The sequence below is a fragment of the Enterobacter cloacae complex sp. P15RS genome (assembly GCF_014895905.1).
In the GTDB taxonomy this organism is placed as follows: Bacteria; Pseudomonadota; Gammaproteobacteria; order Enterobacterales; family Enterobacteriaceae; genus Enterobacter; species Enterobacter quasihormaechei.
In genome coordinates this window covers 1-23189 of record NZ_JADBQL010000040.1, presented here as the reverse complement: position 1 = coordinate 23189, position 23189 = coordinate 1, and the positions used below count along the sequence as shown (strand labels likewise).

Sequence of the window (23189 nt, the reverse complement as noted above, 5' to 3'; positions counted from 1 at the left end):
ACGGTTTTGCCGTCAGGTGAGACCTGAAGATTGGTGGGGGCATTCGGAGGCGTAGTATCAGGTTCGGAAGGATTTCCCGGATTGCCAGGATTCGGGTTGTTGTTATCGTCATCTCCGCCCCCTCCACCGCCGGTTCCCGCCGCGATGGCAATCCCCCCTGCGACGGCCAGGCCACCCAGCACCCAGGGCCACGCTGCGGCGCCGCCGGCATCGCTCCCTGACGCCGCCAGTAATGCATCGGTGGAGGCGATGGATTCATAGGTCGCGGCACCGGTTGGATCTTCAATCCACCACAGCGCGCCGTCACTCTCCTCAAGCACCAGTTGGCTTACGCCCTGCGCATCAGTGACGTAGAAATTCTTCAGGGTAATCACTTCGCCCGAGTTGAGGGTAATCACCAGATCGTTTCCGCTGCGGGAGTAACCTGCGATGTCGGCTCGATCCACGTTAAGCTTAACGACAGATGAGTGATCGAGTGTTATCTGTGTCCCTTCCGTGGTCGTTTCCACGCCAGTTAATTTAGATATAACAGATATTTGGCTCATACAGTTATTACTCCAGCAGAGTTATTGGTTACGGCGTGTCAAACAAGGCCATCGTTTCTGAAGGGATGAGCGCGCTCCCGGCGAAAATACTGTTTAAAAAACAGAATTTACCGTCACTTTCTTTAGCGCGACCGATGCCCGCCAGGATTAAAAGTGGCAACCTCAGGGCAAAGCTAATTATTTAGTCAGGAAACTGTTGTTTATTTATATATTTGCGATTTATAAGCCTTATTATTTGTGCAGGTATTGATTTATTTCGTTATGAAAATGATATAGCTATAAATGTCTGAATATGCAAATTAAGCGTTCGTAAACCCAGCGCGGTTATTGCAGGGGAAATTAATTGATAGCATGAATATATTTCGTTCGCTACAAGGGCGCGTGGCGAAAGAGTTTTGGCGTAAAAGGTGCAACCCTTAAAACGGGGCTGGCAGGGCGATAATAATAATTAAAATGTGCGATATATATATAATTTTGGTTAGGTTTAATTGTTGCTTAATTGCGGTTTAAGTTAGGGTGAATTATCTGGTGTATGATATATTTAAAATTATCTCATTTATAAAATATATTTTTATGGGGCCTTTAATTTCTGCTACTCAAAAAATAAAGTGATTTCTTCTCATGTTTAATAAATAAAAGGCCACAAATGTGGCCTTTCAGAAGTAACCGGTTTAGCCGAAAGAAATTAGGCCGATTTCCACGAGGGCGGCTAATGTCAAAAGAATAAAGAGGATAACGATCATTGGTCTGTGCATTTTTACGGTTCCATCCTTGTGTAAAGTCCTGCCCATCGTGTCCTTTGTCATTTTCCATGGTAACGCTGTGCTGTCGTTGATGCTCATCAAAAGGACGCGGTAGATTGAGTAAAATCTGCATCCAGGGCTGGAACCGTTTATCGCTGAGCAGGTTGCGTGGCGGGGAGCTGGCGCCACTGGCGGATGTGCTCGATCAGGGCTCTGAGTTTGGGGGCCATATTGTGGCGTTGGGGAAAATAGAGATAGAAGCCAGGAAAAGACGGAAGAAACGCATCCAGTAAGGAAACCAGCTGTCCTGATTCAATGTAAGGCGCGAAGGTATCCTCCGTGGCAAAGGTAATTCCACCGCCCGCCAGCGCCAGACTGAGCATAAGACGCAGATCGTTAGTGGTGATTTGTGGTTCAATGGCCACATCGAAAGGGACGCCTGCTTCTTCAAATTCCCAGCGATAGGGTGCGACGTCCGGGGAAGGGCGCCAGCCGATACACCGATGAGCGACCAGCTCTCGGGGATGCGCCGGCGCGCTGTGCGTCGCCAGATAAGAAGGTGAAGCCACCACCCGTTCACGCTGCTGGCCCGTAAGGGGAACGGCGATCATGTCTTTTTCGATAACTTCGCCCAGCCTCACCCCTGCGTCATAGCCCGCCGCCACGATATCGAACTCCTCATCTGACACGAAGACATCAAGCGATACCGCAGGATGCGCTGCCGCAAACGAGGCGAGCAGGGGGCCAGAAAGAAACGCTTCCGCAATTGAGGTGACCGCGATCCTGAGCTGTCCGCGCGGTGTGCTGTCCGACGCGACATCGTCAAAGGCCGCTTCAATGTTGGCGATGGGCCCCTGCAACGATTTATGCAACCGTTCACCCGCTTCGGTAAGGCTTACCGAGCGCGTGGTGCGCATTACCAGCAGGGTCTGAAACCCATCTTCGAGACGTCTTATCCCCTGGCTGACAGCGGAACGGGTGATGCCCAGCCGCCCGGCGGCCGCGCTGAAGCTGCGCTCCTCGGCGACCGCCAGAAAAAGCGGTAATAAATTAAGATCAATTTTCATTGTTTAACATCGCTAACCAGTGAGTCCAGTAAAGGCAGGATACAAGAAACAATGGTGAGACTCTATGATTGCTTTGAACTCAACTGAAGGAATAAAACATGAACAAAGTGATCTTAATTACCGGTGCCTCCAGCGGTATTGGCGAAGGTATTGCCAGAGAGCTGGGCAAGGCAGGCGCAAAAGTATTCCTCGGGGCACGCAGGCTGGATCGCATCCACGCCCTGGCTGAAGAAATCCGCAGCGCAGGAGGGGAGGCAGAGGCGCAGGAATTAGACGTAACCCGCCGCCAGTCGATGGCTGCCTTCGTTCAGGCAGCACGGGAAAAGTGGGGCCGCATTGACGTACTGATTAACAACGCGGGCATTATGCCTCTCTCTCCGCTTTCCGCAGGCAAGCAGGATGAGTGGGAACGCACCATTGACGTGAATATCAAGGGCGTACTGTGGGGAATTGGCGCGGTTCTGCCAATTATGGAAGCCCAGAACTCGGGGCAGATCATTAATATTGGCTCGATCGGTGCCTTGTCCGTTGTGCCCACAGCCGCCGTTTATTGTGCAACCAAATTTGCGGTCCGGGCCATTTCCGATGGTTTGCGTCAGGAAAGTTCGAACATCCGCGTGACCTGCGTCAACCCCGGAGTGGTGGAAAGCGAACTGGCCTCGACCATTACGCACGAAGAAACCATGGCGGTGATGGATGCGTACCGGGCTATTGCCCTCAAACCGGCTGATATCGCCCGCGCCGTGCGCCACATCATCGAGGCGCCTGAGAGTGTCGATACCACCGAAATCACCATCAGACCTACGGCATCCGCAAACTAACGTAGCGGGTCAGGCATAAGCCTGACCCGCTTCACCCTCTTACCACGGCTGTTCGGTCGGCATAATAAACAGCTCTGCCACGTCCACATGTTCCGGTGCCTGCAACACGTAAAGAATCGAGTCGGCGATATCATCGGCTTTCAGGAACGTCATCTTCTCCTTCAGCTGTTCCATCTGTGAACGATAATTTTCGTCACTGATATGCTCGAATAATTCACTTTCAACGGCACCCGGCTGAAGCGAGGTGACGCGAATGTTGAACTGCGGCGCCAGCTCCATACGCAAAATATCCGAAAAGGCGGCAACGGCGTGCTTTGTTGCACAGTACACGCCAAGCCCGGGGAAGGTTTTACGCCCGGCGATCGACGAGGTATTGATGATATGCCCGGACCGCTGCGACTGCATAATCGGCAGCACGGCCGCCACGGTGTTAAACAGGCCTTTTACGTTGACGTCTACCATACGGTGCCATTCGTCAACCCGGAGGCTGGCGATATCCGAAATCGGCATCAGCCCGGCGTTATTGAAGGCGATATCAATATGCCCATAGCGTTTGTGCAGTGTCGCCACCCCTTCATTCACCGAGGCCGGGTCAGTGACATCCATCGCCAGCGCTATGGCTTCACCGCCAGCAGCCTCAATGTCAGACACCAGCGCCTGGAGGCGATCCAGACGGCGAGCGGCGAGACCCACCCTGACGCCCTGTTGCGCTAATTTTTTGGCCGTGGCGGCGCCAATTCCGCTTGAAGCACCGGTGATGAGCGCGACTTTACCTTTGAGTTCCATAGTTGATCCTCTTGAGAGTTAATTTCAACGCTTCAGAAAGAACGTCTGAAGTACGGTTCAATAATGGATTTTTCAGGCGCTGGCTTCGCGCGGGCTTTTGCTCAAACTGTCGGGCTTTTGCTACGCACCATCGCCTTGCGATAGTGCGAGGGCGTCACGCCGTTATGCCTGAGGAAGACGGCTGCAAAGTGGCTGGGGCTGGTGTAACCCACGTTCAGGGCAATAGTGATAACGGAATCAGTGGATTCCGACAGCATGCGCCGCGCTTCCTCCATGCGTAGCCGGATAAAATAGTGGGAAGGCGAAAGCCCGGTAGACTGTTTAAAGGCGCGGCTAAAATGGTATTCGCTCAGATCGGACAGCTTAGCCAGCGGTGCCAGGTCAAACGGCTGGGCTAATCCGTCACGCATTGCCGTGAAGACCCGGTGCAGTTTAAACGCCTGCAAGCCCCCGCGGTGTCGTTTCGCACGGGTGCCGTAGGTGCGAATAAGGTGTACCGCCAGCGCCTGTGCAATCCCCTGGATAAACGGGCCGCTTGGTGGATTTTGCAAATACAGCTCGCGACGTATCTGCTCCAGCAGGACGGACAGCGTTTCGTCGCGCGCGCCGGAAACCTCCCGCAATTCACACTCCTGCATCATCGCCACGCCGATGTAAACATGCATGACGACGAACGGTGTCTCTGGCTCGGCGCGCCAGCGCATTTCGCTTGGGTAGTCCGCCGTCGTGAGAAAAAAATCACCTGCGGCAACGCGGTTTGATAACCACGCTTCCCCGGGAGAGCGCTCCTCAACGACGGCATTACCTGAGAGGATCCAGACGATAAAAGGCTCCGGTACCGCCGGAATAATGACGTTTTCCTGAACGTGCCTTCGCGCCAGAATTTGCACAAAGACATCCCGGGAGGATTGCGCCCGATGCTCCCTGAGCAGTTCGCCGGGAAGGTACTCTTCAAACGTCTCTGCGGAAGTACGCTGCGTCATGTTTATCGTGCCTTTCGTTATGCCAGTTGCACCAGGTTTACCGCCGGAAGAGGCCCGCCGGGGAATTGCTGAAGCGTACCGCCGACCTCCAGGCTGCCTAAATCGATAGGTGCGAAACCGAGCTGCGCTGCCAGCGCGCTGACGTCCGCCTTCGCGTCTGGATGGACTCCGGAGAGAAAGACGACACGACGACCACCCGCCTGCGCCGGATCCTGAGCCAGCACCCCTGCAAGCAGGGTATTAAAGGCTTTCACGACGCGTGCACCCGGCGCCCACTGAGTCACAACCTGGCTCGAGTTTTTCCCGCCCAGTTCAGCCAGCGTAAAGCCTGGCAGTATGACCGGGTTGGTCGCGTCAATCAGGATACGCCCATCCCAGTGAATACCCCTTAACGCGGCTTCGGTTTTGTCCCAGTTCGTGCTGACAAAGACGATATCGGCGTCAGCGGCCTGTTGTACGGTGCCGGCGCGCGCCCCGTGTCCCAGTCTATCGACCACCGCAGCCAGGCTTTCCGGCCCGCGGCTGTTACTCAGAATAGCGTTTATGCCCGCTTTAACCAGCTGTCCTGCAAAGGCTTGCCCGATTGCGCCAGCGCCGATAATGCCTACCGTTGTTGTTTTCATGCTGAATAACCTTCAATGATGTGTAGTGAACATGCACAGAGAGTAGTAATCTTTAACCTATCTGAATAGCCTATATAATTAGATGGAATCCATCTGCTGGAGCGATACATGCTGGACGGTATGTCTGTTGATCAACTGCGCACCTTTATTGCCGCCGTTGATGAGGGCAGTTTTTCCGCCGCCGGGCGCAGGCTGCGGCGCGCGCAGTCGGTTGTCAGCGCGACGCTGGCCAATCTTGAGGCGCAGGTCGGGTTTCCATTATTCGATCGTTCCGGGCGCTATCCGAAACTGACGGAGGCGGGCGTCGCCATGCTGGAAGCGGCACGTCTTGCCGCTGCCGGGATGGATGCCTTTAAGGCTAAGGCGCGCACCTTAGCGGAAGGACTTGAGCCTGAGCTGGTGGTGTCCGTCGACGTGATGTTTCCCGTTGCGCAGCTCACCGCTGCGGTGCAGGCGTTTCATCAGGCATTTCCTGACACGCCGCTGCGTTTGTATGTGGAAGCGCTGGGGGCGGTGCTCCAGCCTTTGCTGGACGGTCACTGCCGGGTGGCGATAACCGGATCGCTGCCGCATCTTCCGGCGGGATGCACCTCAGAATTCCTTCTCAGCGTGCCTGCGGTGGCCGTTGTCTCCCCTGAGCATCCGCTGGCGACCGCGTCTGGCCCGATCCTTCGTTCACTCTTACAGGAACACGTCCAGCTGGTGCTGACCGATCGCTCCGCTCTCACCGTGGGCCGAAGCTTTGGCGTCATGTCGTCGAAGACCTGGCATTTGGCGGATATGGGCGCGAAGCACGCCTTCCTGCGTGCCGGACTGGGGTGGGGCTATATGCCGCTGCCAATGGTCGAGGAAGATCTCGCAGCGGGAAAACTGGTTACGCTGAACGTGCAGATGCAGCCCGACGTCGGGGCCGGTTTTTCCATGCAGGCGGTGCACCTGGAAGAACATCCGCCCGGGCCGGCCGGGCGCTGGTTCGTTAACATGCTGAAAATGCAGGCTGGCATGCCGGGTAACAATAGCAGCGTCGGGTAGCCAGCATTTATGGCTCAGGAGGGCTTTCCACCCTCTCAGTGCGCTGGTTGGAACCCACGGTTTTACCGGCGCGATCCGAAATCTCATACTCAATGGTAACGTTATGCCTGGTGGTCGGTGTGACGGTGATGTCCTGGATCCTGCTGCCCGAATCGGGGGGAAGCGTAAGGGTTGTATTGCCTTTAGCCAGCACCCGACCATGTTGCTTCACCTGCCACTTCAGACGACACGCCTCACAGGCGGACCAGGTGTCATTTATTGCCCACAGGCGAACCGTTGCTTCGTTCCCCTGACGCCACACCGCCGTCACGGGTTCAATCGACGGCAGAATGGGCTGATAAGCTTTTTGCAGCGCGTAGTAGCCCGCTTTCGGCTTACGCAGATAATCCACGACGCCCCAGTTGATGGAGGGCCAGGTTTCTACAAACATAAAGTGGAAGAGGGCGGTAACCGGCTGATAGCGCTGCCGGCGATAGCTCTCTGCCGCCATTGCCACCAGCTCCGCCTGGTAACGCTGGGTGTTGGCAATCATCTCCTGAATGGTATTACCCCGCGGAATATTGGCAAATTTAAAGGTCTGGAAGGGCTGGAAGTTATGATATTTCCAGTGCGTCCAGCCGGGATCGTCGGCGGCGGTGCTTTTCGGCCACATCAGGCGGGCGGGAATGATGGTTTTCAGGGTTGAGAGTCGCGGTAGCGCCTGAGCGCCAAACTCCGTGATGATCGCGGTTTTGGCGGGGCCGAGCAAATCGCGCATGGTGCCGAAGTACCAGCCGGCCCAGTAGTGTTCTTCCACCGCGGAAAAATGATGCACAATGCGCGAGGTGTCTTGCGCAAGCGCGTCTCCCACGCGTTTCGTCAGGTTCTGGTTCAGGGTTTTATTCCAGTCGGGGAAGCGTTTTTCCATCCACGGTGAATTCCACGGCGGCTCGTTATGACCGCCCCAGACGATAATGGCCGGGGAATTGCCAAATTGTTCAACCATCTCGCGGGTCTGCCGCGCGGCATTGTCCGCAAAGGCGTCGCTGTTGTTGTAACCCCATTGCAGGGGGACATCCTGCCAGATCATCAGCCCCATCTCGTCAGCCACATCGTAAAGCGCCCGGCCTGCCACATGCGCGTGAACGCGTATCGCATTGGCGTTCATCGCCTGTACCAGCCTGAAGTCGCGGCGATATTTCTTGCGCGTCATGGTGCTAAGCCAGGGGGAACCGATGTAGTTGCTTCCCTTGATAAACAGGCGCCTGTCATTGATCAGCCAGCCCCTGTTGTCCGGCTGCTCCTCCATCTTGCGCAGGCCGGTTCGGGTCACCGCGGTATCCATCACGCCCTGTTCGTCCGCCAGGGTCGCACGCACCCGGTAGAGATTTGGCCTGCCATAGCCCACTGGCCACCAGAGCTTCGCGTCTTTTACGGGCAGCGTGACGCTGAGCGACCGCGGCTTACCGTCCGTTTTCGCAATCTGAACCGAAAACGCCTGCTCTGTGCGCTCGCCGATGAAATTATCAGGGGTCGCTGACAGGCGCAGCGTGACGTCACCGGCAGACAACGCCCGATAGCGGATCTCGGCGCGCAGCGCTGGTTTGTTCAGCCCTTCACGCCAGTCCGGACGCAGGATCACCTCATCGATAGTCACGCCGCGACTCAGGTGTAGCTTCACCGGTGCCCAAATCCCACCTGAGTTGGCGTCCTGGCCATTCTCTGCCCACGCCCCGCCAGGGCGAGTGTCGTGCTGGTTAAGTACGCCTTTAACCATCGTTTTGTGCAGCGGCCAGATTGTTTTCGGATCTTCCCAGGGGCTGTCCACCCGCACGGCGAGCTTATTGTGTCGCTGCAAAGCATCGCTTATGTCTACGGAGAAGCGCTGAAAATACCCCTCGTGACGGGCAAGATGCCTGCCGTTGAGCGTGACGTCGGCAAAATAGTCCACGCCATCAAAGACCAGGGTGGCCATGGTATCGGGCGCGCGCCGGGGCAGGGTAAATTCGTGCCGATACCAGAGAGCACCCTGATGATCGTATCCGGCGCTGTACCAGTTGGCCGGAACCGCAACCGATCGCCAGTCGCGGTCAGGTGCGCTGGCGCCATCAAAGGTGCTGAGGTTGGCGTCATGCACGCGCCACATTCCGGCCAGTGACCAGGTGACGGGCTGGCTGGCCTGGGCCAGCAGAGGGCTAATTGCCAGCAGCAGAAGAAACCTGATCATCTTTAACCTCCTGAGCTCTGCGGCGCAGCCAGGCCGCAGAGCGTCTGGCCTCCTCGATAAGCTCGCCATGTAAAACGCTCAGCCCCGTCTGGTTCAGCGAGACCGCCTGACTCTCCATTTGCTGAAGCACTTCTGAAAGACGAGTGAAACCGAGGGTGACGGCTTCGCCGCGAAGCTTATGAGCGGCCCGCCGCAGGGCCTCGCGGTCATCATGCGCAATGTTCAGCGCTATGGCTGCCACCGCCTCGTCAAGACCGTTGCCGAAAAGCGCCAGCAGCTCATTAACCAGTTCAGGATCGTCCGCGCACTGTTTTAACAGCTGTGCCTCATCCGGCAGACCCTTTTCTTCTCCGGCGACAACACGGGCTATCTCCTCCCTGAGCGCCTCCTGACTTACCGGCTTGGCAATATAGCCGTCGAAGCCCATTGCCAGACAGCGCGCCTTGTCGCCCTGCATGGCATGGGCGGTCATCGCGATGGTGGGCTGATGGTTACGCCCTCGCGCGAGCGTTTCTTCACGAAGCAGGCGAATGGCCGTTTCACCGTCCATTTCTGGCATTTGCAGGTCAACCAGCATCAAATCCCACGGCTGTTCACGCCAGCGTTCGAGGGCCTCCCGGCCATTGGATACCACTTCGCAACGGTGCCCGAGCTGCTCCAGCAGGCGTCTGGCCACTTTCTGATTCACCAGGTTGTCCTCAGCCAGCAGGATACGCAGACTGGCCTGCGCCGTAACGGGCGCAGAAGCGGGCACAGCCGCGGGGGAGGCAAGGGGGGCGGGCGCAAGGACGCTGGCTATGGTTTGATAGAGTTCACGTTGGGCAACCGGCTTATGCAGATAATGGGCGATCCCGATGCGCTTCAGCATGTTGGCGTCGAAATGACGGCTCATGGAACTGAGCATAATGATGTGGCTTTGCCCGGCCTGCGGCATAACGGAGAGCTCAAGGGCCAGCGATACGCCGTCCATATCCGGCATCTGCGCATCCAGCAGGATCAGCGGCCAGCATCCCCCTTTTGCGATCAGGCTTAACGCTTCCCCTGCGTTGTTAACACAGGTCGGCGTCAGACCCATCTGGTGAAGCATCGTGTCCAGCAGTCGCAGGTTGGTGCTGTTGTCGTCGACCACCAGAACCGATTCGCCGTTAAAGCGGGCTACAGGAGCACCGGGAGTGGAAGCAGCCAGCTGGCTTTCCAGCGGCAGAGTAAACGCAAATTCGCTGCCTGCCCCCGGCTCGCTCTGAACCGTCAGCTCTCCGCCCATCAGGCTCACCAGACGGGCTGAAATGGTCAGCCCGAGGCCAGTACCGCCGTAGCGGCGGGTGGTTGAGCTATCGGCCTGGCTAAACGCCTCGAAAATGGCTTTTTGTTTCTCCACCGGGATGCCAATGCCGCTGTCGCGAAGGCGAAAACGCCACTGACCTTCACGTTGTGCAGGCTCTATTGCCAGCATAACCTCACCCTGATGGGTGAACTTCAGCGCGTTGCCCAAAAGGTTAGTCAGAATTTGACGTAGCCGGGGACCATCAACGATGAGTATGTCCGGCACTTCAGGTGCGATATCCACCAGCAGTTCGATGCCCTTTTCGCTGGCGGCGGGCATGTGCGGGCGGATCAGCGACTGCACAAAGGGACGGATCTCCAGCGGCTCTGTATCGACGGTCATCTTACCTGATTCAATGCGGGAGAAATCGAGAATGTCATTGATGATATGCATCAGTGACTGCGCTGAACTCATCACCAGAGACAGGTATTCCCGCTGTTCGGGGTTGAGATGCGTATCGAGGCAGAGCTGTGTCATGCCCAGGATGCCGTTCATCGGGGTGCGAATTTCGTGGCTCATGTTCGCCAGAAATGCACTTTTCGCCTCGTTGGCCTCCCGGGCGACTTTCGCCGCTTCAATGGCCAGCAGCTCGGCCTCCTTGCGGCGGGTAATGTCCTGTAGGGTGCCGATCACCCGTTCGGCCTGCTGCTGCATGCTGAGGGTGACCACCTGCCCCGAGATCAGCATCCAGCGCCAGCCCTGGGTCGCGTGCTGTACGCGAATTTCACATTCAAATACCGGCATATGCTCCTGTCTGGAGGCGATCATCGCGTTGCGCAGCACGGCGCGATCCTCTTCATGGACCAGGTTAAGTAAAAAGCGCAGCGGGTAGTGCAGGTGCGTACGCGACTGACCCACCATCGCCAGCAGCGTATCGTTCACCTCCAGGCTGTCTTGAGAGACCTGCCAGTTCCAGATGCCGATCTGAATGGACTCTGCGGTCAGTAAAAAATCATCGTGCAGCTGGTGGCGCGAACGCTGGGCGTCGTCAAGTTCGGTAATATCGGTATGCAGGCTGAGAATACCGCCATCCGCAAGACGCTGATGCTGCACGTAGAGCCGCCGGTTTCCCGACTGCCGCACCTCACGATGGCTCGACTGGCGGCAGTTGCGAACGATCGCTTCCCGCAGGGTCCGGCGGCGGGTGGGGTCGATGTTATAGCCTGCATCAATGAATTTCTCCGCCAGGCTTTCAAGCGAAGCGCCGGCGCTCAGCCAGGGGGTGATGACCGGGTAAAAGCGCGTTATCTGGTCATTCCAGGCCAGCAGACGCTCGGCGGGATCGTAAATCATCACCCCCACGGGCAGCGCGTTGAGATCGAACCGGGATGTGGATCGCATGGTTACTCGCCTCCGGCCTGATAGTGCAGCTCCGCCTGGCGGCGCAGATACTCCAGCCCGGGCGCAATCGCCATCGCCCAGGCCGTGAGGATCTCTTCGTCGCAAAGGGGATCGCAGGCGCGCACCGTCCTGAGCATGGCCTCCCGCCAGAGTCCGAAAAAGCGCGGCGGCAGGCGTAACCCTTCATCAGTCTGCTCCCGCGCCAGACGTTCCAGAAAATCCGGCACGAAGAGCGCACCGTCAACGGCAAGCATGGCGAAAAAGCACTTGAAGATCGTCTGCTGGCCATCCCGCCCCTGGCCCCGGGCAAAATGCTGCTCCGTTTCGGGGGACATATGGATAAACGTCTCCCAGAAAGCCTGCAAAAAGCGCCGTTTATCATTCTCCGGCAGAACGCGGTTCAGGCTGGCGTCAAAGAGATCGCGATAAAATTTCATGGTGCGGCCCTCGCGGCGCGTTCGCCCGGCAGGCAGAGGCCGGGCGGGTTGAAGGGATCCGACGTGCGGCGGGCAAAATAGCCATCGTTTTCCACCAGGCCATTTTCAAACAGCGGCCCGGCGTTGTGTTTGTACAGCAGCGCTTCCAGCACCATGGCGTTCGTCGAGAGGGTGAGCGTCGGGTTGATGTCGCCGGTTGCCTCAACGCGGCCCTCAAACCAGCCCTGTTTCGGATTATTCAGGTGCCGGGTAACGGCCATCAACGCGTCAGTGTAATCGGTCTCCCACAGCGCCCAGAGCACAAAGACGGCCTTCGTGCTCACCTGTGCCAGGCGGGGATAGCTTTTTCCGTCGTCGCCCAGGGTGTTCCAGGCATAGCCATTTCCCCAGATGGTGTCTTCTACGTGCCAGGGGGCCTGAGAGAGGTAAAAATCGGCGCGTGCGGTGAGCGCGCGCTCACGCTCCCAGCGCGTTTTCTGGCTAAGCCATACGGCTTCGGCCCGCGCGCGCAGCGTTTTGTGAATATCGGACGTCACGCCGGGCGGTTGCCAGCCAAACTCCAGCCCCGGCAGCATGGCGGGGAGGGTGGAGAGCAGCGACGGCTGCCAGGTCGTTCTGGGATCGCGCGCGTCAACGGCGAGGCTACGCTGGTACAGAATGATGTTCTGAGAAGGCGGAGAGAATGCCTTATCCGATGAAAATCCCCACAGCCGAAACGCGCTGGCGGCATATTCGCTTTCACCCAGCCGCAGCTCGTCGCGCACCACCGGCTGCCCGTTTTGCACGGACGCAGACCACAGCTCCCCGTCCTTATCCAACACCGGACAGAAATTCCAGCGCAGGATGATTTTATCAAGATATTCACGGTACTCAGGGGCACGCTCGGCTGCGAGCCGCAGCGCCAGCATCAGACGGGCCATATCTTTTGCCGACCAGCCGCGCGGGGCCGGTTTTCCTGTGAAATCGATGGGCGACGCCGTTCGGCTGGAATAGAGCCTTCCGGGGGTGCGGGTTTCGGTCAACGTCAGACGATTGAGGGTTCCGAGCAGGCGCGTCAGCCGGGCGTCGAATTCGTCCGCCTGGATAAGATCAAGCTCGCGGGCAGCCAGCAGGGCGATAAGCGTATCGCCCATTTGCCACAGCGTAACGCGCGGCTGTTTATCGCTGCCGTTGACCAGCCCTGTCTGAGGCTGGGTATTATTGTCAAAATAGCGCCAGGCGATACGCGCCCACTCCCGCTCCTGAGGCGTCAGGCTACTGACGCGTGCGGTGGTGTGCCAGCCACCTTTGGTCAGCCAGCGCCACCCTGCGCCCTCCTGGCGGAACAGGACGAAGGCGATAATAAGAATGAGGACGGCGGCAGCCAGCCCGCGGGCTAAGGTCTTAAGCATTGTGCGGTCACCGGCGGCAGTTTTACAGGCTCGTCCGTATTACAGGTGGCACACTGACAGGCCTGGCAACCGGGTTTGGTGCGCAGGGTGGTTCCGGTCTGTTCACACCATGTCTTCACCGCTGGCGTACTGTTCAGGAACGGGCGGTTGCGCGAGGCATTATTGGGTTCAAAGAGGTCCACCAGCTTTTTCTCCCACAGGGAAGGGGCGAAGTGGCGATCTTTGGGATTATCGCTGTTGAACTGCAACAGCTTGCCCTCTTTCTTGAACAACAGGGCTTCAAGCATGATCCCGTTGTTATTGGCGGTGAACTCTTTGATGGGGCCGTCGCCGTTTTCGTACAGCCCTTCGTAGTATCCTTTGTCTGCCTCGTTGGCGTTTTCAATGGCGTCCAGCAGGCGGTCGGTATAAGGCGAATTCCAGAGAACCCACATCCCGAGCGCCGCTTTCAGCGAGACGGCGGCCGTGTTGGGAACGTACACGCCTTTATCGGTAATGGTGTTCCAGTTGAAGCCGTCGCTAAAAACGGTGTCGTAGACAAAGTAGGGGGACTTATCGAGTTGATGCTCAGAGCGAGCGGATAAAATACCGGTGATGGCGTAGCGATTCTCCTGAGCCTGGTAAACCCTGTCGGCAAAGTTTTTCATCCACGGATGAGAGTAATCGCGTGGGCTGTTCTCCCTGTCCGTCGGCTTGTCGAAACCAAATTCCAGGCCGTAAAGCACATAGGATTCGGTGACGACGTAGTTATGCTGGCTGGTGAGGCGCGGATCGCGCGAGTCATAGGGCACCATAACGCAGTAGATCTCAGCCAGCTCGTAGGGCTGGGGCTGGCTCGACTGACAGGTGCCAAAGCCCCACAGCGCAAAGCCCGCAGCACCGTACTCTTCATAGCCCAGCCGCCCTTCCTGCACGTACTTTGGCTGGCCATTTTCCAGGTAGGCGCCGTACATCATCCCGCAGGGGTTGATGACGTTGGTGAAATTCCATCCCAGCATTACGTTATCAATGCTGTTGCTGTATTCCGGATAGCGCTCCTTAATGACCTTCAGCCAGATCAGCATCCTGCCGATGTCCAGCGCCGAGAAGCCAATCTCGCCAGGTTTGTTCTGGTAGTTAACCTTCTGGGCGGTGATGGTGTTATAGGCTTTGTTGGGCAGTTCGTTGCGGAACAAATCCAGTTTGTTGAGGGTGGCGAGTAATTTCAGCATTCTGCGATCGAATTCGGCTTTATCAATAATCCCCAGCTCCCTTGCGGCCGTCATCGCGGCCATGTAGGAGGCGCTGTCCCACATGGTGGTTGAGGGAAATTTATTGACGGCATTCACCAGCCCGGTAGTGGGCTGGTAGTTCACAACGAAATATTGCCAGGCGTTTTTGGCAATGGTCATCTCCCGAGGCGTGAGTTCCCCGCTACGCGGCGGGTAATCCGAGGCGGGAAGGCCGGTCGCTGCCTGGGCCGCAGAGAGTGAGAGCCAGCCTGCCACAAGCCCGGCCAGAAGAGGAAAAAAGAGTATTGATTTCAGCTTCATGGCTTCGCTCCTGCTGAAGATGTGGGGGGAGTGGCGGGGCCAGGGCAGGCCAGACAAAGCATCTGACCGTGAGCAATGTACGCCAGGCTCTCAAGGACGACCGCATTGGTATCGGCGTCAACGATCTCGTTCACGCTGTTGTTAAGGTTAAGCCCGCGCTGCCAGCCCTTACCCGGCACCTGTAGCTTCTGCACCTGCTGGCGCAGCGCTTCGCTCCAGCCGTTGCGGAACAGGGCGTACCAGGCAAAGGCGGTGCGGGTCGAGGTTATCGCCGTTTGCTCCGGCGTGGCGTCAAGCAGAGCGCTATTTTGCAGCGGCTGGCGATCGGGCAGATCGTTGACGTAATCCGGCGCGGGCTCGGCGTAATCGGTGCTGATCGGCGGCTTGCGGACCCGCAGGCCGTGACGTCGCTGCTGGATTTGCATTATGCGCCAGGCAATTTCGGCGCTCTGCGCGTCGAAACCCAGCTCAAGGCCCGTTAATAAATAGGGAAGGCTGATAAGCGAAGGCTGCCGACCCCACGGGGTGCGTAGCCCTTCATCAGGCACCATTATTCCGTCGATGTCGATCATCTGCTGCCCTTCCGGCGGGTTCGTCACCGCCAGCCCCGCCGCGCTGTCGATCAGCCGAAGCGTATGGCTGGCATACAGGCGATAGCCGAAGCTGTTTCGCGGCTCGTCCGTCGCCAGCGCCCAGTGGTGGAGCGGGACCGCGGCCTGGCTGCTGGTGTTGTGGGCAATCAGGGCGCCCAACTTCCAGCGATCTAAAAGATTGCGCACGTCGGCGGCATGCTGGGGGTAGCGCCACAGCAACGTTTGCAGGGCGTTAAGCAGGCGGCCCAAGCCGATAGCCGAGGCGTCCGGTTTACCCAGGGCTTCCAGCGTGTCGGCATGGTAATAGGCGGCGGGCAGCCCCTGCGGGTTGAGCGGAAGACGGGCGAGAGCAGCCAGTGCGGCCGCGATGCGTTCATCAAATTCGTCGGGAGTAAGAATGTTGAGCTGCCTGGCGGCTACAGCGGCAAACAGATAGCTGCCGGTGCTCCACAGGCTGAGCCAGGGCTCGCCGTCGTGCGCGTTGGCCAGACCATTCGGCTGCGTATTGTTCACATAATACTGCCAGGCTACCCGCCCCCAGATGGCCTCTTCGAATGTCAGCTCACGCGGCGCGGGCAGGGGCGGGAAATCGTTACTCAGCGACATCCCCGCGCTGCCCTCAACGCGTGTTGGCATCTGTTTTTCAACCCAGACGACGATGGCGAATCCCAGCAGAAAGCCGAGCAGGATCGTGAGGTAGCTGCGGGCTGACAAAAGCGCGTCGCGTTTTCTCATTTGCTCACCTCTTCTTCAGCCGGGGTCCACATGGCGGCGAAGATCAGCGGCAGCATGGCGGCAATGTTGACTGCGCCCCAGAAGATGTTGATGACGTAGCCGGAGGGATCGTCCACCTGCCCGCGAGCGACCTGAATACCGCCCCAAATCAGCCCGGCCAGGGTGAGCACGACGATGGCGATTTGCGGTTTCACCAGATAGAGAAACCTGCCCGTCTGCCGCTCTTTCGGCGTGACGTGGAATTTGATCTGCTCACCGCGCAGTACCGTATCGAGCGCACGCAGGTTCATTGAGAAAAAGGAGAGATATGACGCTCTGCCGTCCCAGGCTGAAATCCCCCAGGTGCCGAACATAAAGGCCAGCTCCGACATGATGAAAAAGGGTAAAAAATGAAGATAAAAGGGCTCTGACCAGGCTGAAACAGGCGGAATGCCGGTAAACAGGTAAACAATGGGCGATATCAGGAAAATGGTGTTCCACACGCAGGCCAGATAGGACCAGAAGGTGGTGGCATACATCAGGGTCTGCGGCAGAGAAAGCTTAAAACGGCGGCGGCTGAAAATATTGTCGTGGAACAAAATATCCAGTGAACCCGCGGCGTATTTGAAGCGTTGGATCATCCACGTCAGCATGTCCTGCGGAGAGAGCATTTTCGATTCGATCCGCGGGTGCATCACCGAGCGCCAGCGGCGGGCGGCATCGCCGTGGAGCAGGATGGAGGTATAAATATCTTCCGAAACGTGAAACTTATAGGGCGTGAGCTCTGTGTCGAAAGCCACGTGAGGGCGCATGGCATCCTGGAGGGTTTCACGCATGACGGGATCGCGTATATCCCGCGTGTGGCGCTCAACCTCTTCTTCCACCGTCCAGACATAGCTGCGCAGCGCGGCCTGCATTACCGCTTCGCGCCTGTGTACAGAGGCCGCACCGCAGCAGAAAGCGGCGTTGGCCCAGTTTCGCCGGCGTAAAATCACGTCATAAAACATGCGCGGATCGTTAAAAAAGGGGTCACGGCCAATGGTCACCGGCCCGATGAATTTCTGCGCAAGCCATCCCAAACCGTATCCCGGTTTGCCCGCTTTCCGCCCAAGCCAGCGCGCCAGGTTTTCCCCTTCCGGCAGGTCGAAAAACCACTGCGGCGTCTGGACCCAGGCGACGTCAGGATCGCGAAAGTAGCCCAGCGTGTGGCTGAGCAGGGTGGGGAATACCCGGGTATCGGCATCGCAAATGATCAGAAAATCTCCGTCGGTTTGCTCAAGTCCGTTTCGCAAATTACCGGCCTTGAAGCCAATATTGGTCTGGCGGGAGATGTAGTTGGCGCCTTCCTGATCGCAGACGGCTTTCATTTCTGGCCGTCGACCGTCGTCAAGCACGTGCACTTTATAGTCCAGCGGAACCGGGTAGACCATCTTCATGGCGTCCCGAATAGAAAGCCTGACCAGCTCCACGTCTTCTGAATAGGTTGCGATAAAGAGATCGACCTTCAGGGGTCTGGATGCTTCCGCGTCTTCGGGGCGCAGGCAGTCATTGATCTCAACCGGGGGCGAGTTTTGCGGCGGATCGTCCTCTTTCCACAGGTTAATGGTGAACAGCACGGTGCCGATCCAGGCCAGCGTTTCCGCCAATACCAGCGGAATGGCATACCACAGCGCATCGGTATTTAAGGAGGCTGTCCAGCGCCAGTAAAGATAATTAGCGCCTAAAATCAGCGCGGCAACCGCTAATACCTGCCATGTTAGCATTACCCAGCGCGGTGTCTTAAGCGGTTCAGGCGGCTGGCGATGTTCAAAACGGGAAAAATAAAAATCCATAGAGAAGGATATCCTGATTCCACGATGGCTATTAATAACTGACCCGTTACCGACAGGGAGCGCAAAACAGAAAATAACGTCCGCTAAAACAAAAAGTAAAGTAAGTGTAGATGGTGGATAAAATAATTCCAGAGGCGTAAAAAACCGATCTTTCAGGCATGCTTAAATAATCGTTAACTACGCTTAATAATATCGGAGGCGTTGTCAAAAATTGCCAGATGCTTTTCTTTACGCTATCTAAATAAAATACAAGAAACTTTTTAGCATGGAGAACGCGACGCCCCATGAGCCAGATTGCGCCTGTGCTTATAAGAAAAGATACTGAAAAACCAACAGCATGGCGTTACGTCCTGTCGGATAAACGTGATTTACGTATTGATTTTATGCGCGGTATCGCGTTAGTAATGATGGTGGTGGCGCACACGGAAGTGATGTCGATATTTAATATATTCACCTGGGAAAGGTTTGGTCTGGTCACCGGTGCTGAAGGATTTGTGATCCTTTCCGGATTTATGCTGGGAATGTTAAACCGTGCCAGATTGCAAAAAGCGGTATTATTGACGATATCCTGGGGGTTATATCTGCGCGCATGGAAAATATATCGTGTAAATATCATCATTATTCTTTCATTTTTGCTGTTAGGGTATCTTCCGTTTATTAACGTCTTTGAGGTTACCCATTTTACCGATCGTTACTCAGGTACAACCTGGGCATTGTATCCGGTGACACCGCAAATTAGAGAAACCTGGTTTAACATTGTCCTCTACCTGCAAATTGGTCCTCATCAAACGCAAATTCTTGGGCTCTATATTTTTCTTCTGCTGTTAAGTCCGCTGTTTTTGGGAATGCTCCAGAGAGGATACGTCTACTGGCTGCTGGGGTTATCGTTGCTCGTTTACGGTTGCTGGCAGATATGGCCGGTGCGCGTGACGCCGTCTCAGTTTGAATTCGCGTTTCCGCTGCTGGCCTGGCAGTTCATTTTTGTGCTGGGAATGTGCAGCGGCTGGTACAAAGAAGATTTGATCTCTTTTGCCCGCACCCCCGCCGGTAAGGTGGTGCTCGTGGCGCTGGTAATGATTGCGCTGGTGCTTGGCTTTATTGCGCAGAATCATACCAACCCGTTTATGCCCCCCGCGCTGCTCATGCACAGCCTTTCACCCGAGAACTTTAACGCGTTTTATCATACCTGGGCGGCAAAAAATGGCCTTGGACCCGTCAGGGTCGTGAACGATATCAGCCTGATGGTGACGGTCTATCTGCTGCTGACCTGGTGCTGGCAGCCGCTGTATCGCCTGGCGGGCTGGTTTCTCATCCCGCTTGGTCAGCATTCGCTTTACACCTTTATTTTGCACGTCTACGTCGTATTCCTGGTAAGCCAGTTCGTCACGTTCGATCTGTGGCGCCAGGACTGGGTTGTGAATACCTTCATCCACGCGGTGACGCTGGGCGTGCTGTGGCTGATGGCGAAATATAACGTCGCCGCGCGCTGGATACCTAACTAAGGAAGGGCAGATGCGGGATAAATTGTTGCTGACCTGTGCGCTGTTGTGCGTTGCCACCGGCATAGAGGCTGCGCCGAAGGACGATGCGGAATCGCTACGTGACAAGAACGGCGAGCCGGTGCAGGCAGGCGTGTTCACCAGCCGCTGGGGTCGCCTGTTCTCGGGGAATGAAGACGTCTTCTCTGGCGCGCTGAGCTTTAGTTCCGGACTGAAAGAGCAGTGGATGACCATCCCGAACAGCTCGGACAGCGCGGAGCAGAAACGTAAATACAACCAGACGCTCAATCTCAGCCTGCAATACTCACCCTACAGTTACTGGTTTGCCAACGTGACATCGCGGTTGCCGGTGACGGACACCAGCCGCTATACGGCTGATTTTCGTTACAGCTTTGGCTATGACGACTGGCATGCCAACACGGTCAGCCTGGTGTACAGCAATTACGGGGATAACCGCTTCTGGACGTCTGGAACGCGTCGTCACACCTATTTTGAACAGGGGGCCGTGACGCTGGCGTATAAATTTTCACTGCCGAAGCCCGTGGAGAATACGCTCCTGATCAACAAAGGCGACTCCATCATTTGCCAGATGGGCTACAGCTGGGTTCCGCGCTATTACGATCTGGACAGCAACGATATCCGCAAAAACAAAAACGTGGTATTGGGCGGGTGTGGTTATACCTTTAAGCAGCATTTCTTCGTGCGCGCTACGGCGTTCTGGTTCCCGGACAGCAGCCAGCAACAGCCCTGGAACGGCGACTATAGCTATAGCTTTGGCTACGCGGGCTATACGCCGGGTTCATTCTCCGTTCAGTACGCTAACTATTCCGGCACCCGTTACCCCGGCCACCAGAGCGGCAGCGGCAAATTCCGGGAAGGCACCGTCAGCGTCATCTGGTTCTTACCGCTTTAGGAGGGCGTAGGGTGTCACAGCACGTCCTGATTGTTGAAGATTCACTGGTTTATCGTCGCCTGCTCAGCCGAATGCTGACGCAGTGGGGATACATCGTCTACGAGGCGGAGAACGGCGTCGCCGCGCTTGAGATCCTTGAAAACCAGCCCGTCAGCCTGGTGATCAGCGACTGGGATATGCCGGAAATGGATGGCCTGACATTGTGCCGGGAGGTTCGCAGCCGTCAGTTTGGACATTATGTTTATTTAATTTTGCTTACCGCGCGCGAAGAGCCGGGCGATCTGACGGTGGGGTTTGACGCCGGGGCGGATGATTTTCTCAATAAGCCGGTCGAGCAGAGTGAGCTGCGGGCGCGACTGCACGCGGGGGCACGGGTTTTGTCCCTTGAAGCCACGCTTGCTGCGCGTAATGCGCGCCTCAGCGAGGCGCTAAGGCAGATAGAGCAAGACCTTGAGGTGGCGGCACGGATCCAGCAGTCGGTGCTGCCCGCGCATCAGCTGCGCTACCGGGATTATTTTGCCGACTGGATTTTCCTGCCGTCAGCCTGGGTGTCTGGCGATATTTTCAATGTCTTCCCGCTGGACAATCACCTGGGATTCTACTGCGTGGATGTATCCGGGCACGGCGTCGGCGCGGCGATGATGTCGCTTGCCGTGGCCCGTCAGTTTCTGCATGGCAGGGCGGTGGAGCGTTTTCTGTTTGCGGACGATAGCGATGTTGCCTCTCCCGCGGACGTCGTTCGGATCCTGAACGGTCGCTTTTGCAGCGAAGAGGTGGAGATAATGAGCTATTTCACCATGATTTACGGTGTTATCGACCTGTCGACAGGTGAAGGCAAGCTTTGCCAGGCCGGGCATCCCACTCCCTTTATTGTGAACCCTGACGGCGAGATCAGGACGGTCGGTGAAGGCGGCGCGCCGGTAGGATTGATGCCGGATCTGAGCTGGACAGACGTGAACTTCTCGCTGGCACCGGGCGAACGACTTTGCCTGTTCAGTGATGGTATTACCGAGTGTGAGAACCCTGATAACGAACAGTTTGGGCAGGCGCGATTGCAGCATCGGCTTCAGCGTGATGCCACGCTAGCGCTGGAACAGCTCTTACCGCAGTTTGCGCAGCACCTTGTTCACTGGCGCAGTGGGGAACGCCGGGAACCCCTGGCAATGGCCGACGATGTTTCCCTGTTAATTATTGAGCGTACTGGAGAAAGACAATGAATATTGATACAGAAAGGCATCCCGGCGTGAATATCATGACGCCCTCGGTGCGAAGACTTGACGCCTCGGTGGCGGCGGCCTTTAAAGATGCCGTCATCCGGGAGCTCGGTGAGGATCGTAAAGCTTTGATTGTCGACTTCAGCAAAATCGATTTCATCGACAGTAGCGGTTTGGGCGCGCTTGTATCGCTGCTCAAAATGATGAACGGTAAAGGTGACATGGTGCTGTGCGCGCTGAACCCTGGTATACGCAACATGTTCACCCTGACCCGTATGGATCGCATTTTTCGCATCTGCCCGGATCGCGCTACGGCACTTGCGCTGCTTAATCAGTGAGTTGACCGTGGCTAACGACATCACGCTTCCCGCCTCGTTAAGCTCAGTCTCGCCGCTCGCGGCGTGGCTTGAACGTCAGATGGCTTCGCTGTCCGTCAGTGATGACTGGCGCTTTGCGCTCGATCTCGCCGCCTGTGAAACGGCAACCAATATTATTCGCCATGCGCTACATGAGGACCCGGAACGTTGCTTCACCGTGGAGTTCATCGCTACCCGCTCGGGCGCGACGCTGCGTTTTACGGACGATGGCGATGCCTTTCCTGCTGAACGTCTCGCGGCGGGGCGTGAAGACGTGACGTTCGACGGCTGTCTTTTGGCTGAAAGTGGCAGAGGACTGAAACTCATTTTGCTGTATGCCGATAATTTCACGGTGGAAAACGTTGCAGGGAAAAATATTACCGTTCTGGAGAAGGCGATGGTCGGATAATGTTTGACCGTGGAGAAGGTCTGGTGAGGGACGGAATGGGCGCAGTTAACAATCTGCGCCAGTATCGTGATGACGGTAATAAACCCAGTCAGGCATCCGCCTGCCATTTCTCCAGTATTGCACCGGCCCGACGGGCCGTGGAGGGCAGGATGTCGGCATCGGCCACGTAGCCATCGGGATCGAGACAGCGATTGTGTTCTCTCGCCTGTTGCAGGATCGCCTCGTTCCATGTGACCTCCAGCTGGCCTTTAAAGACCATGATGACCTGAATATCCGGACACAGGTGTCGGCCCACAACGTGATCCTCAGCAAGACGCAGCCATTCGACGGAAAAACCGTGCGGACTCACGATAGCGGGAGCGGAATCCCGATCCTGTGAAATGCCAAAACCGATGACCGGCGCAATTTCGCCGTCGTGTCCCGGCAGCACCGAATCCGGCAGTCCCTGTGTTGACCAGCAGCGGTCATCGCCGGTTACCGCGCGCTCTCCTCAACGCCGTAGTCGCGCAGCCCGGCAATATAGCTCTCTGACAGCGGCGTTAGCAGCGCGGCGGGAGCAGGCTGCGGGTCGCCAGCCTCCTGCGCAATCAGCATGTTATCTTTGCTCAAATACATTCCGTATTCGCCTGCTGCCGCCAGCACGGAAGGGTGCCAGATGATCCCGCCCGGCTGCGCGCCGGAGCTGGCCGCCATCAGCGGTCTGGCGGCAATAACGTTGCCGTGCGGCGTGAGCCGCAAAGGGGGGCCGGTGGGTATGGAGATTTTATCGGTACAGGAGGATGAGACGACGCTGATGATGCTGGCGTGTGAGGGGGCGCTGGGCGGGTG

General features: G+C 57.0%; 20 protein-coding genes and 1 pseudogene. 7 read left to right on the top strand and 14 right to left on the bottom strand.

Annotated features, from left to right (window positions below; translation table 11 throughout):
- Together IM267_RS20030 and IM267_RS20025 are read right to left on the bottom strand one after the other, a co-directional pair.
- On the bottom strand, window positions 1-545 hold a 545-nt coding region (locus IM267_RS20030), incomplete at its 3' end, for a BapA prefix-like domain-containing protein (RefSeq protein ID WP_193034156.1).
- Between the two features lie 892 nt (window positions 546-1437).
- On the bottom strand, window positions 1438-2355 hold the full coding sequence (locus IM267_RS20025; RefSeq protein ID WP_064909817.1) for a LysR family transcriptional regulator: 918 nt from the start codon (window positions 2353-2355) through the stop codon (window positions 1438-1440).
- A gap of 98 nt (window positions 2356-2453) precedes the next feature.
- On the opposite strand from IM267_RS20025, the gene IM267_RS20020 reads away from it, so the two are divergent.
- The gene (locus IM267_RS20020) at window positions 2454-3176 is read left to right on the top strand and encodes an SDR family oxidoreductase (protein ID WP_102751118.1); all 723 of its coding nucleotides are present in this window, start codon (window positions 2454-2456) and stop codon (window positions 3174-3176) included.
- 39 nt (window positions 3177-3215) lie between these two features.
- Here the strand turns inward: IM267_RS20020 and IM267_RS20015 are convergent, their stop codons facing one another.
- The 3 genes from IM267_RS20015 to IM267_RS20005 all read right to left on the bottom strand — a co-directional run bounded on the left by IM267_RS20015 (window position 3216) and on the right by IM267_RS20005 (window position 5568).
- The gene (locus IM267_RS20015; RefSeq protein ID WP_193034155.1) at window positions 3216-3962 is read right to left on the bottom strand and encodes an SDR family oxidoreductase; all 747 of its coding nucleotides are present in this window, start codon (window positions 3960-3962) and stop codon (window positions 3216-3218) included.
- Window positions 3963-4063: 101 nt separating this feature from the next.
- The gene (locus IM267_RS20010; protein WP_193034154.1) at window positions 4064-4945 is read right to left on the bottom strand and encodes a helix-turn-helix domain-containing protein; all 882 of its coding nucleotides are present in this window, start codon (window positions 4943-4945) and stop codon (window positions 4064-4066) included.
- Between the two features lie 17 nt (window positions 4946-4962).
- The gene (locus IM267_RS20005) at window positions 4963-5568 is read right to left on the bottom strand and encodes an NADPH-dependent F420 reductase (RefSeq protein WP_193034153.1); all 606 of its coding nucleotides are present in this window, start codon (window positions 5566-5568) and stop codon (window positions 4963-4965) included.
- A gap of 120 nt (window positions 5569-5688) precedes the next feature.
- Here IM267_RS20005 and IM267_RS20000 point away from each other — a divergent pair, with 120 nt between their 5' ends.
- Window positions 5689-6600, top strand: coding sequence for a LysR family transcriptional regulator (locus IM267_RS20000; RefSeq protein WP_226848228.1), 912 nt, complete (start codon window positions 5689-5691; stop codon window positions 6598-6600).
- Window positions 6601-6607: 7 nt separating this feature from the next.
- On the opposite strand, the gene IM267_RS19995 is transcribed toward IM267_RS20000, so the two are convergent.
- Genes IM267_RS19995 through IM267_RS19965 form a run of 7 tightly spaced genes read right to left on the bottom strand, consistent with a single transcriptional unit; the run spans window position 6608 to window position 17970 of the window.
- On the bottom strand, window positions 6608-8806 hold the full coding sequence (locus IM267_RS19995; RefSeq protein ID WP_193034151.1) for a sugar-binding domain-containing protein: 2199 nt from the start codon (window positions 8804-8806) through the stop codon (window positions 6608-6610).
- Window positions 8775-11471 (bottom strand): response regulator, encoded by a 2697-nt coding sequence (locus tag IM267_RS19990; protein WP_193034150.1) that lies wholly within the window; start codon window positions 11469-11471, stop codon window positions 8775-8777. The genes IM267_RS19995 and IM267_RS19990 overlap by 32 nt, the downstream gene beginning before the upstream one ends.
- A gap of 2 nt (window positions 11472-11473) precedes the next feature.
- Window positions 11474-11908 (bottom strand): globin, encoded by a 435-nt coding sequence (locus tag IM267_RS19985; RefSeq protein ID WP_107533564.1) that lies wholly within the window; start codon window positions 11906-11908, stop codon window positions 11474-11476.
- Window positions 11905-13299, bottom strand: coding sequence for a DUF3131 domain-containing protein (locus IM267_RS19980; protein WP_193034149.1), 1395 nt, complete (start codon window positions 13297-13299; stop codon window positions 11905-11907). The genes IM267_RS19985 and IM267_RS19980 overlap by 4 nt, the downstream gene beginning before the upstream one ends.
- Entirely contained in the window at window positions 13284-14831 is a 1548-nt protein-coding gene (locus IM267_RS19975) for a DUF3131 domain-containing protein (protein WP_193034148.1), read from the bottom strand. The genes IM267_RS19980 and IM267_RS19975 overlap by 16 nt, the downstream gene beginning before the upstream one ends.
- Entirely contained in the window at window positions 14828-16159 is a 1332-nt protein-coding gene (locus tag IM267_RS19970; protein WP_112792909.1) for a DUF3131 domain-containing protein, read from the bottom strand. The genes IM267_RS19975 and IM267_RS19970 overlap by 4 nt, the downstream gene beginning before the upstream one ends.
- On the bottom strand, window positions 16156-17970 hold the full coding sequence (locus IM267_RS19965; RefSeq protein ID WP_193034147.1) for a glycosyltransferase: 1815 nt from the start codon (window positions 17968-17970) through the stop codon (window positions 16156-16158). Before IM267_RS19965 ends, IM267_RS19970 begins: the two co-directional genes overlap by 4 nt.
- Window positions 17971-18254: 284 nt before the next feature.
- Here IM267_RS19965 and opgC point away from each other — a divergent pair, with 284 nt between their 5' ends.
- The 5 genes from opgC (at window position 18255) to IM267_RS19940 (ending at window position 22361) form a co-directional block, all read left to right on the top strand.
- Window positions 18255-19472 carry an OpgC domain-containing protein gene (gene opgC, locus IM267_RS19960; protein ID WP_193034146.1) on the top strand — a complete coding sequence of 406 codons (1218 nt, stop codon included), beginning with the start codon at window positions 18255-18257 and terminating at the stop codon, window positions 19470-19472.
- Between the two features lie 10 nt (window positions 19473-19482).
- Entirely contained in the window at window positions 19483-20382 is a 900-nt protein-coding gene (locus IM267_RS19955; protein ID WP_193034145.1) for a hypothetical protein, read from the top strand.
- Between the two features lie 71 nt (window positions 20383-20453).
- On the top strand, window positions 20454-21599 hold the full coding sequence (locus IM267_RS19950) for a PP2C family protein-serine/threonine phosphatase (protein ID WP_370551751.1): 1146 nt from the start codon (window positions 20454-20456) through the stop codon (window positions 21597-21599).
- Entirely contained in the window at window positions 21596-21934 is a 339-nt protein-coding gene (locus IM267_RS19945) for an STAS domain-containing protein (protein ID WP_193034143.1), read from the top strand. The genes IM267_RS19950 and IM267_RS19945 overlap by 4 nt, the downstream gene beginning before the upstream one ends.
- 7 nt (window positions 21935-21941) lie before the next feature.
- On the top strand, window positions 21942-22361 hold the full coding sequence (locus tag IM267_RS19940) for an ATP-binding protein (protein WP_082830919.1): 420 nt from the start codon (window positions 21942-21944) through the stop codon (window positions 22359-22361).
- 88 nt (window positions 22362-22449) lie between these two features.
- Here the strand turns inward: IM267_RS19940 and IM267_RS21405 are convergent, their stop codons facing one another.
- Together IM267_RS21405 and IM267_RS21400 are read right to left on the bottom strand one after the other, a co-directional pair.
- Window positions 22450-22791, bottom strand: coding sequence for a hypothetical protein (locus IM267_RS21405; RefSeq protein WP_226848226.1), 342 nt, complete (start codon window positions 22789-22791; stop codon window positions 22450-22452).
- 44 nt (window positions 22792-22835) lie between these two features.
- Window positions 22836-23189, bottom strand: a pseudogene (locus IM267_RS21400) (hypothetical protein); the annotation flags it as partial.

Coding starts and splice junctions, on each gene's coding strand:
- IM267_RS19950 (WP_370551751.1), top strand. CDS start 20,454: ATGCTGACGCAGTGGGGATACATCGTCTACGAGGCGGAGAACGGCGTC.
- IM267_RS20000 (WP_226848228.1), top strand. CDS start 5,689: ATGTCTGTTGATCAACTGCGCACCTTTATTGCCGCCGTTGATGAGGGC.
- IM267_RS19980 (WP_193034149.1), bottom strand. CDS start 13,299: ATGCTTAAGACCTTAGCCCGCGGGCTGGCTGCCGCCGTCCTCATTCTT.
- IM267_RS20005 (WP_193034153.1), bottom strand. CDS start 5,568: ATGAAAACAACAACGGTAGGCATTATCGGCGCTGGCGCAATCGGGCAA.
- IM267_RS20015 (WP_193034155.1), bottom strand. CDS start 3,962: ATGGAACTCAAAGGTAAAGTCGCGCTCATCACCGGTGCTTCAAGCGGA.
- IM267_RS19965 (WP_193034147.1), bottom strand. CDS start 17,970: ATGGATTTTTATTTTTCCCGTTTTGAACATCGCCAGCCGCCTGAACCG.
- IM267_RS19975 (WP_193034148.1), bottom strand. CDS start 14,831: ATGAAGCTGAAATCAATACTCTTTTTTCCTCTTCTGGCCGGGCTTGTG.
- IM267_RS20010 (WP_193034154.1), bottom strand. CDS start 4,945: ATGACGCAGCGTACTTCCGCAGAGACGTTTGAAGAGTACCTTCCCGGC.
- IM267_RS19945 (WP_193034143.1), top strand. CDS start 21,596: ATGAATATTGATACAGAAAGGCATCCCGGCGTGAATATCATGACGCCC.
- IM267_RS19970 (WP_112792909.1), bottom strand. CDS start 16,159: ATGAGAAAACGCGACGCGCTTTTGTCAGCCCGCAGCTACCTCACGATC.
- IM267_RS19955 (WP_193034145.1), top strand. CDS start 19,483: ATGCGGGATAAATTGTTGCTGACCTGTGCGCTGTTGTGCGTTGCCACC.
- opgC (WP_193034146.1), top strand. CDS start 18,255: ATGAGCCAGATTGCGCCTGTGCTTATAAGAAAAGATACTGAAAAACCA.
- IM267_RS20025 (WP_064909817.1), bottom strand. CDS start 2,355: ATGAAAATTGATCTTAATTTATTACCGCTTTTTCTGGCGGTCGCCGAG.
- IM267_RS20020 (WP_102751118.1), top strand. CDS start 2,454: ATGAACAAAGTGATCTTAATTACCGGTGCCTCCAGCGGTATTGGCGAA.
- IM267_RS19990 (WP_193034150.1), bottom strand. CDS start 11,471: ATGCGATCCACATCCCGGTTCGATCTCAACGCGCTGCCCGTGGGGGTG.
- IM267_RS19985 (WP_107533564.1), bottom strand. CDS start 11,908: ATGAAATTTTATCGCGATCTCTTTGACGCCAGCCTGAACCGCGTTCTG.
- IM267_RS19995 (WP_193034151.1), bottom strand. CDS start 8,806: ATGATCAGGTTTCTTCTGCTGCTGGCAATTAGCCCTCTGCTGGCCCAG.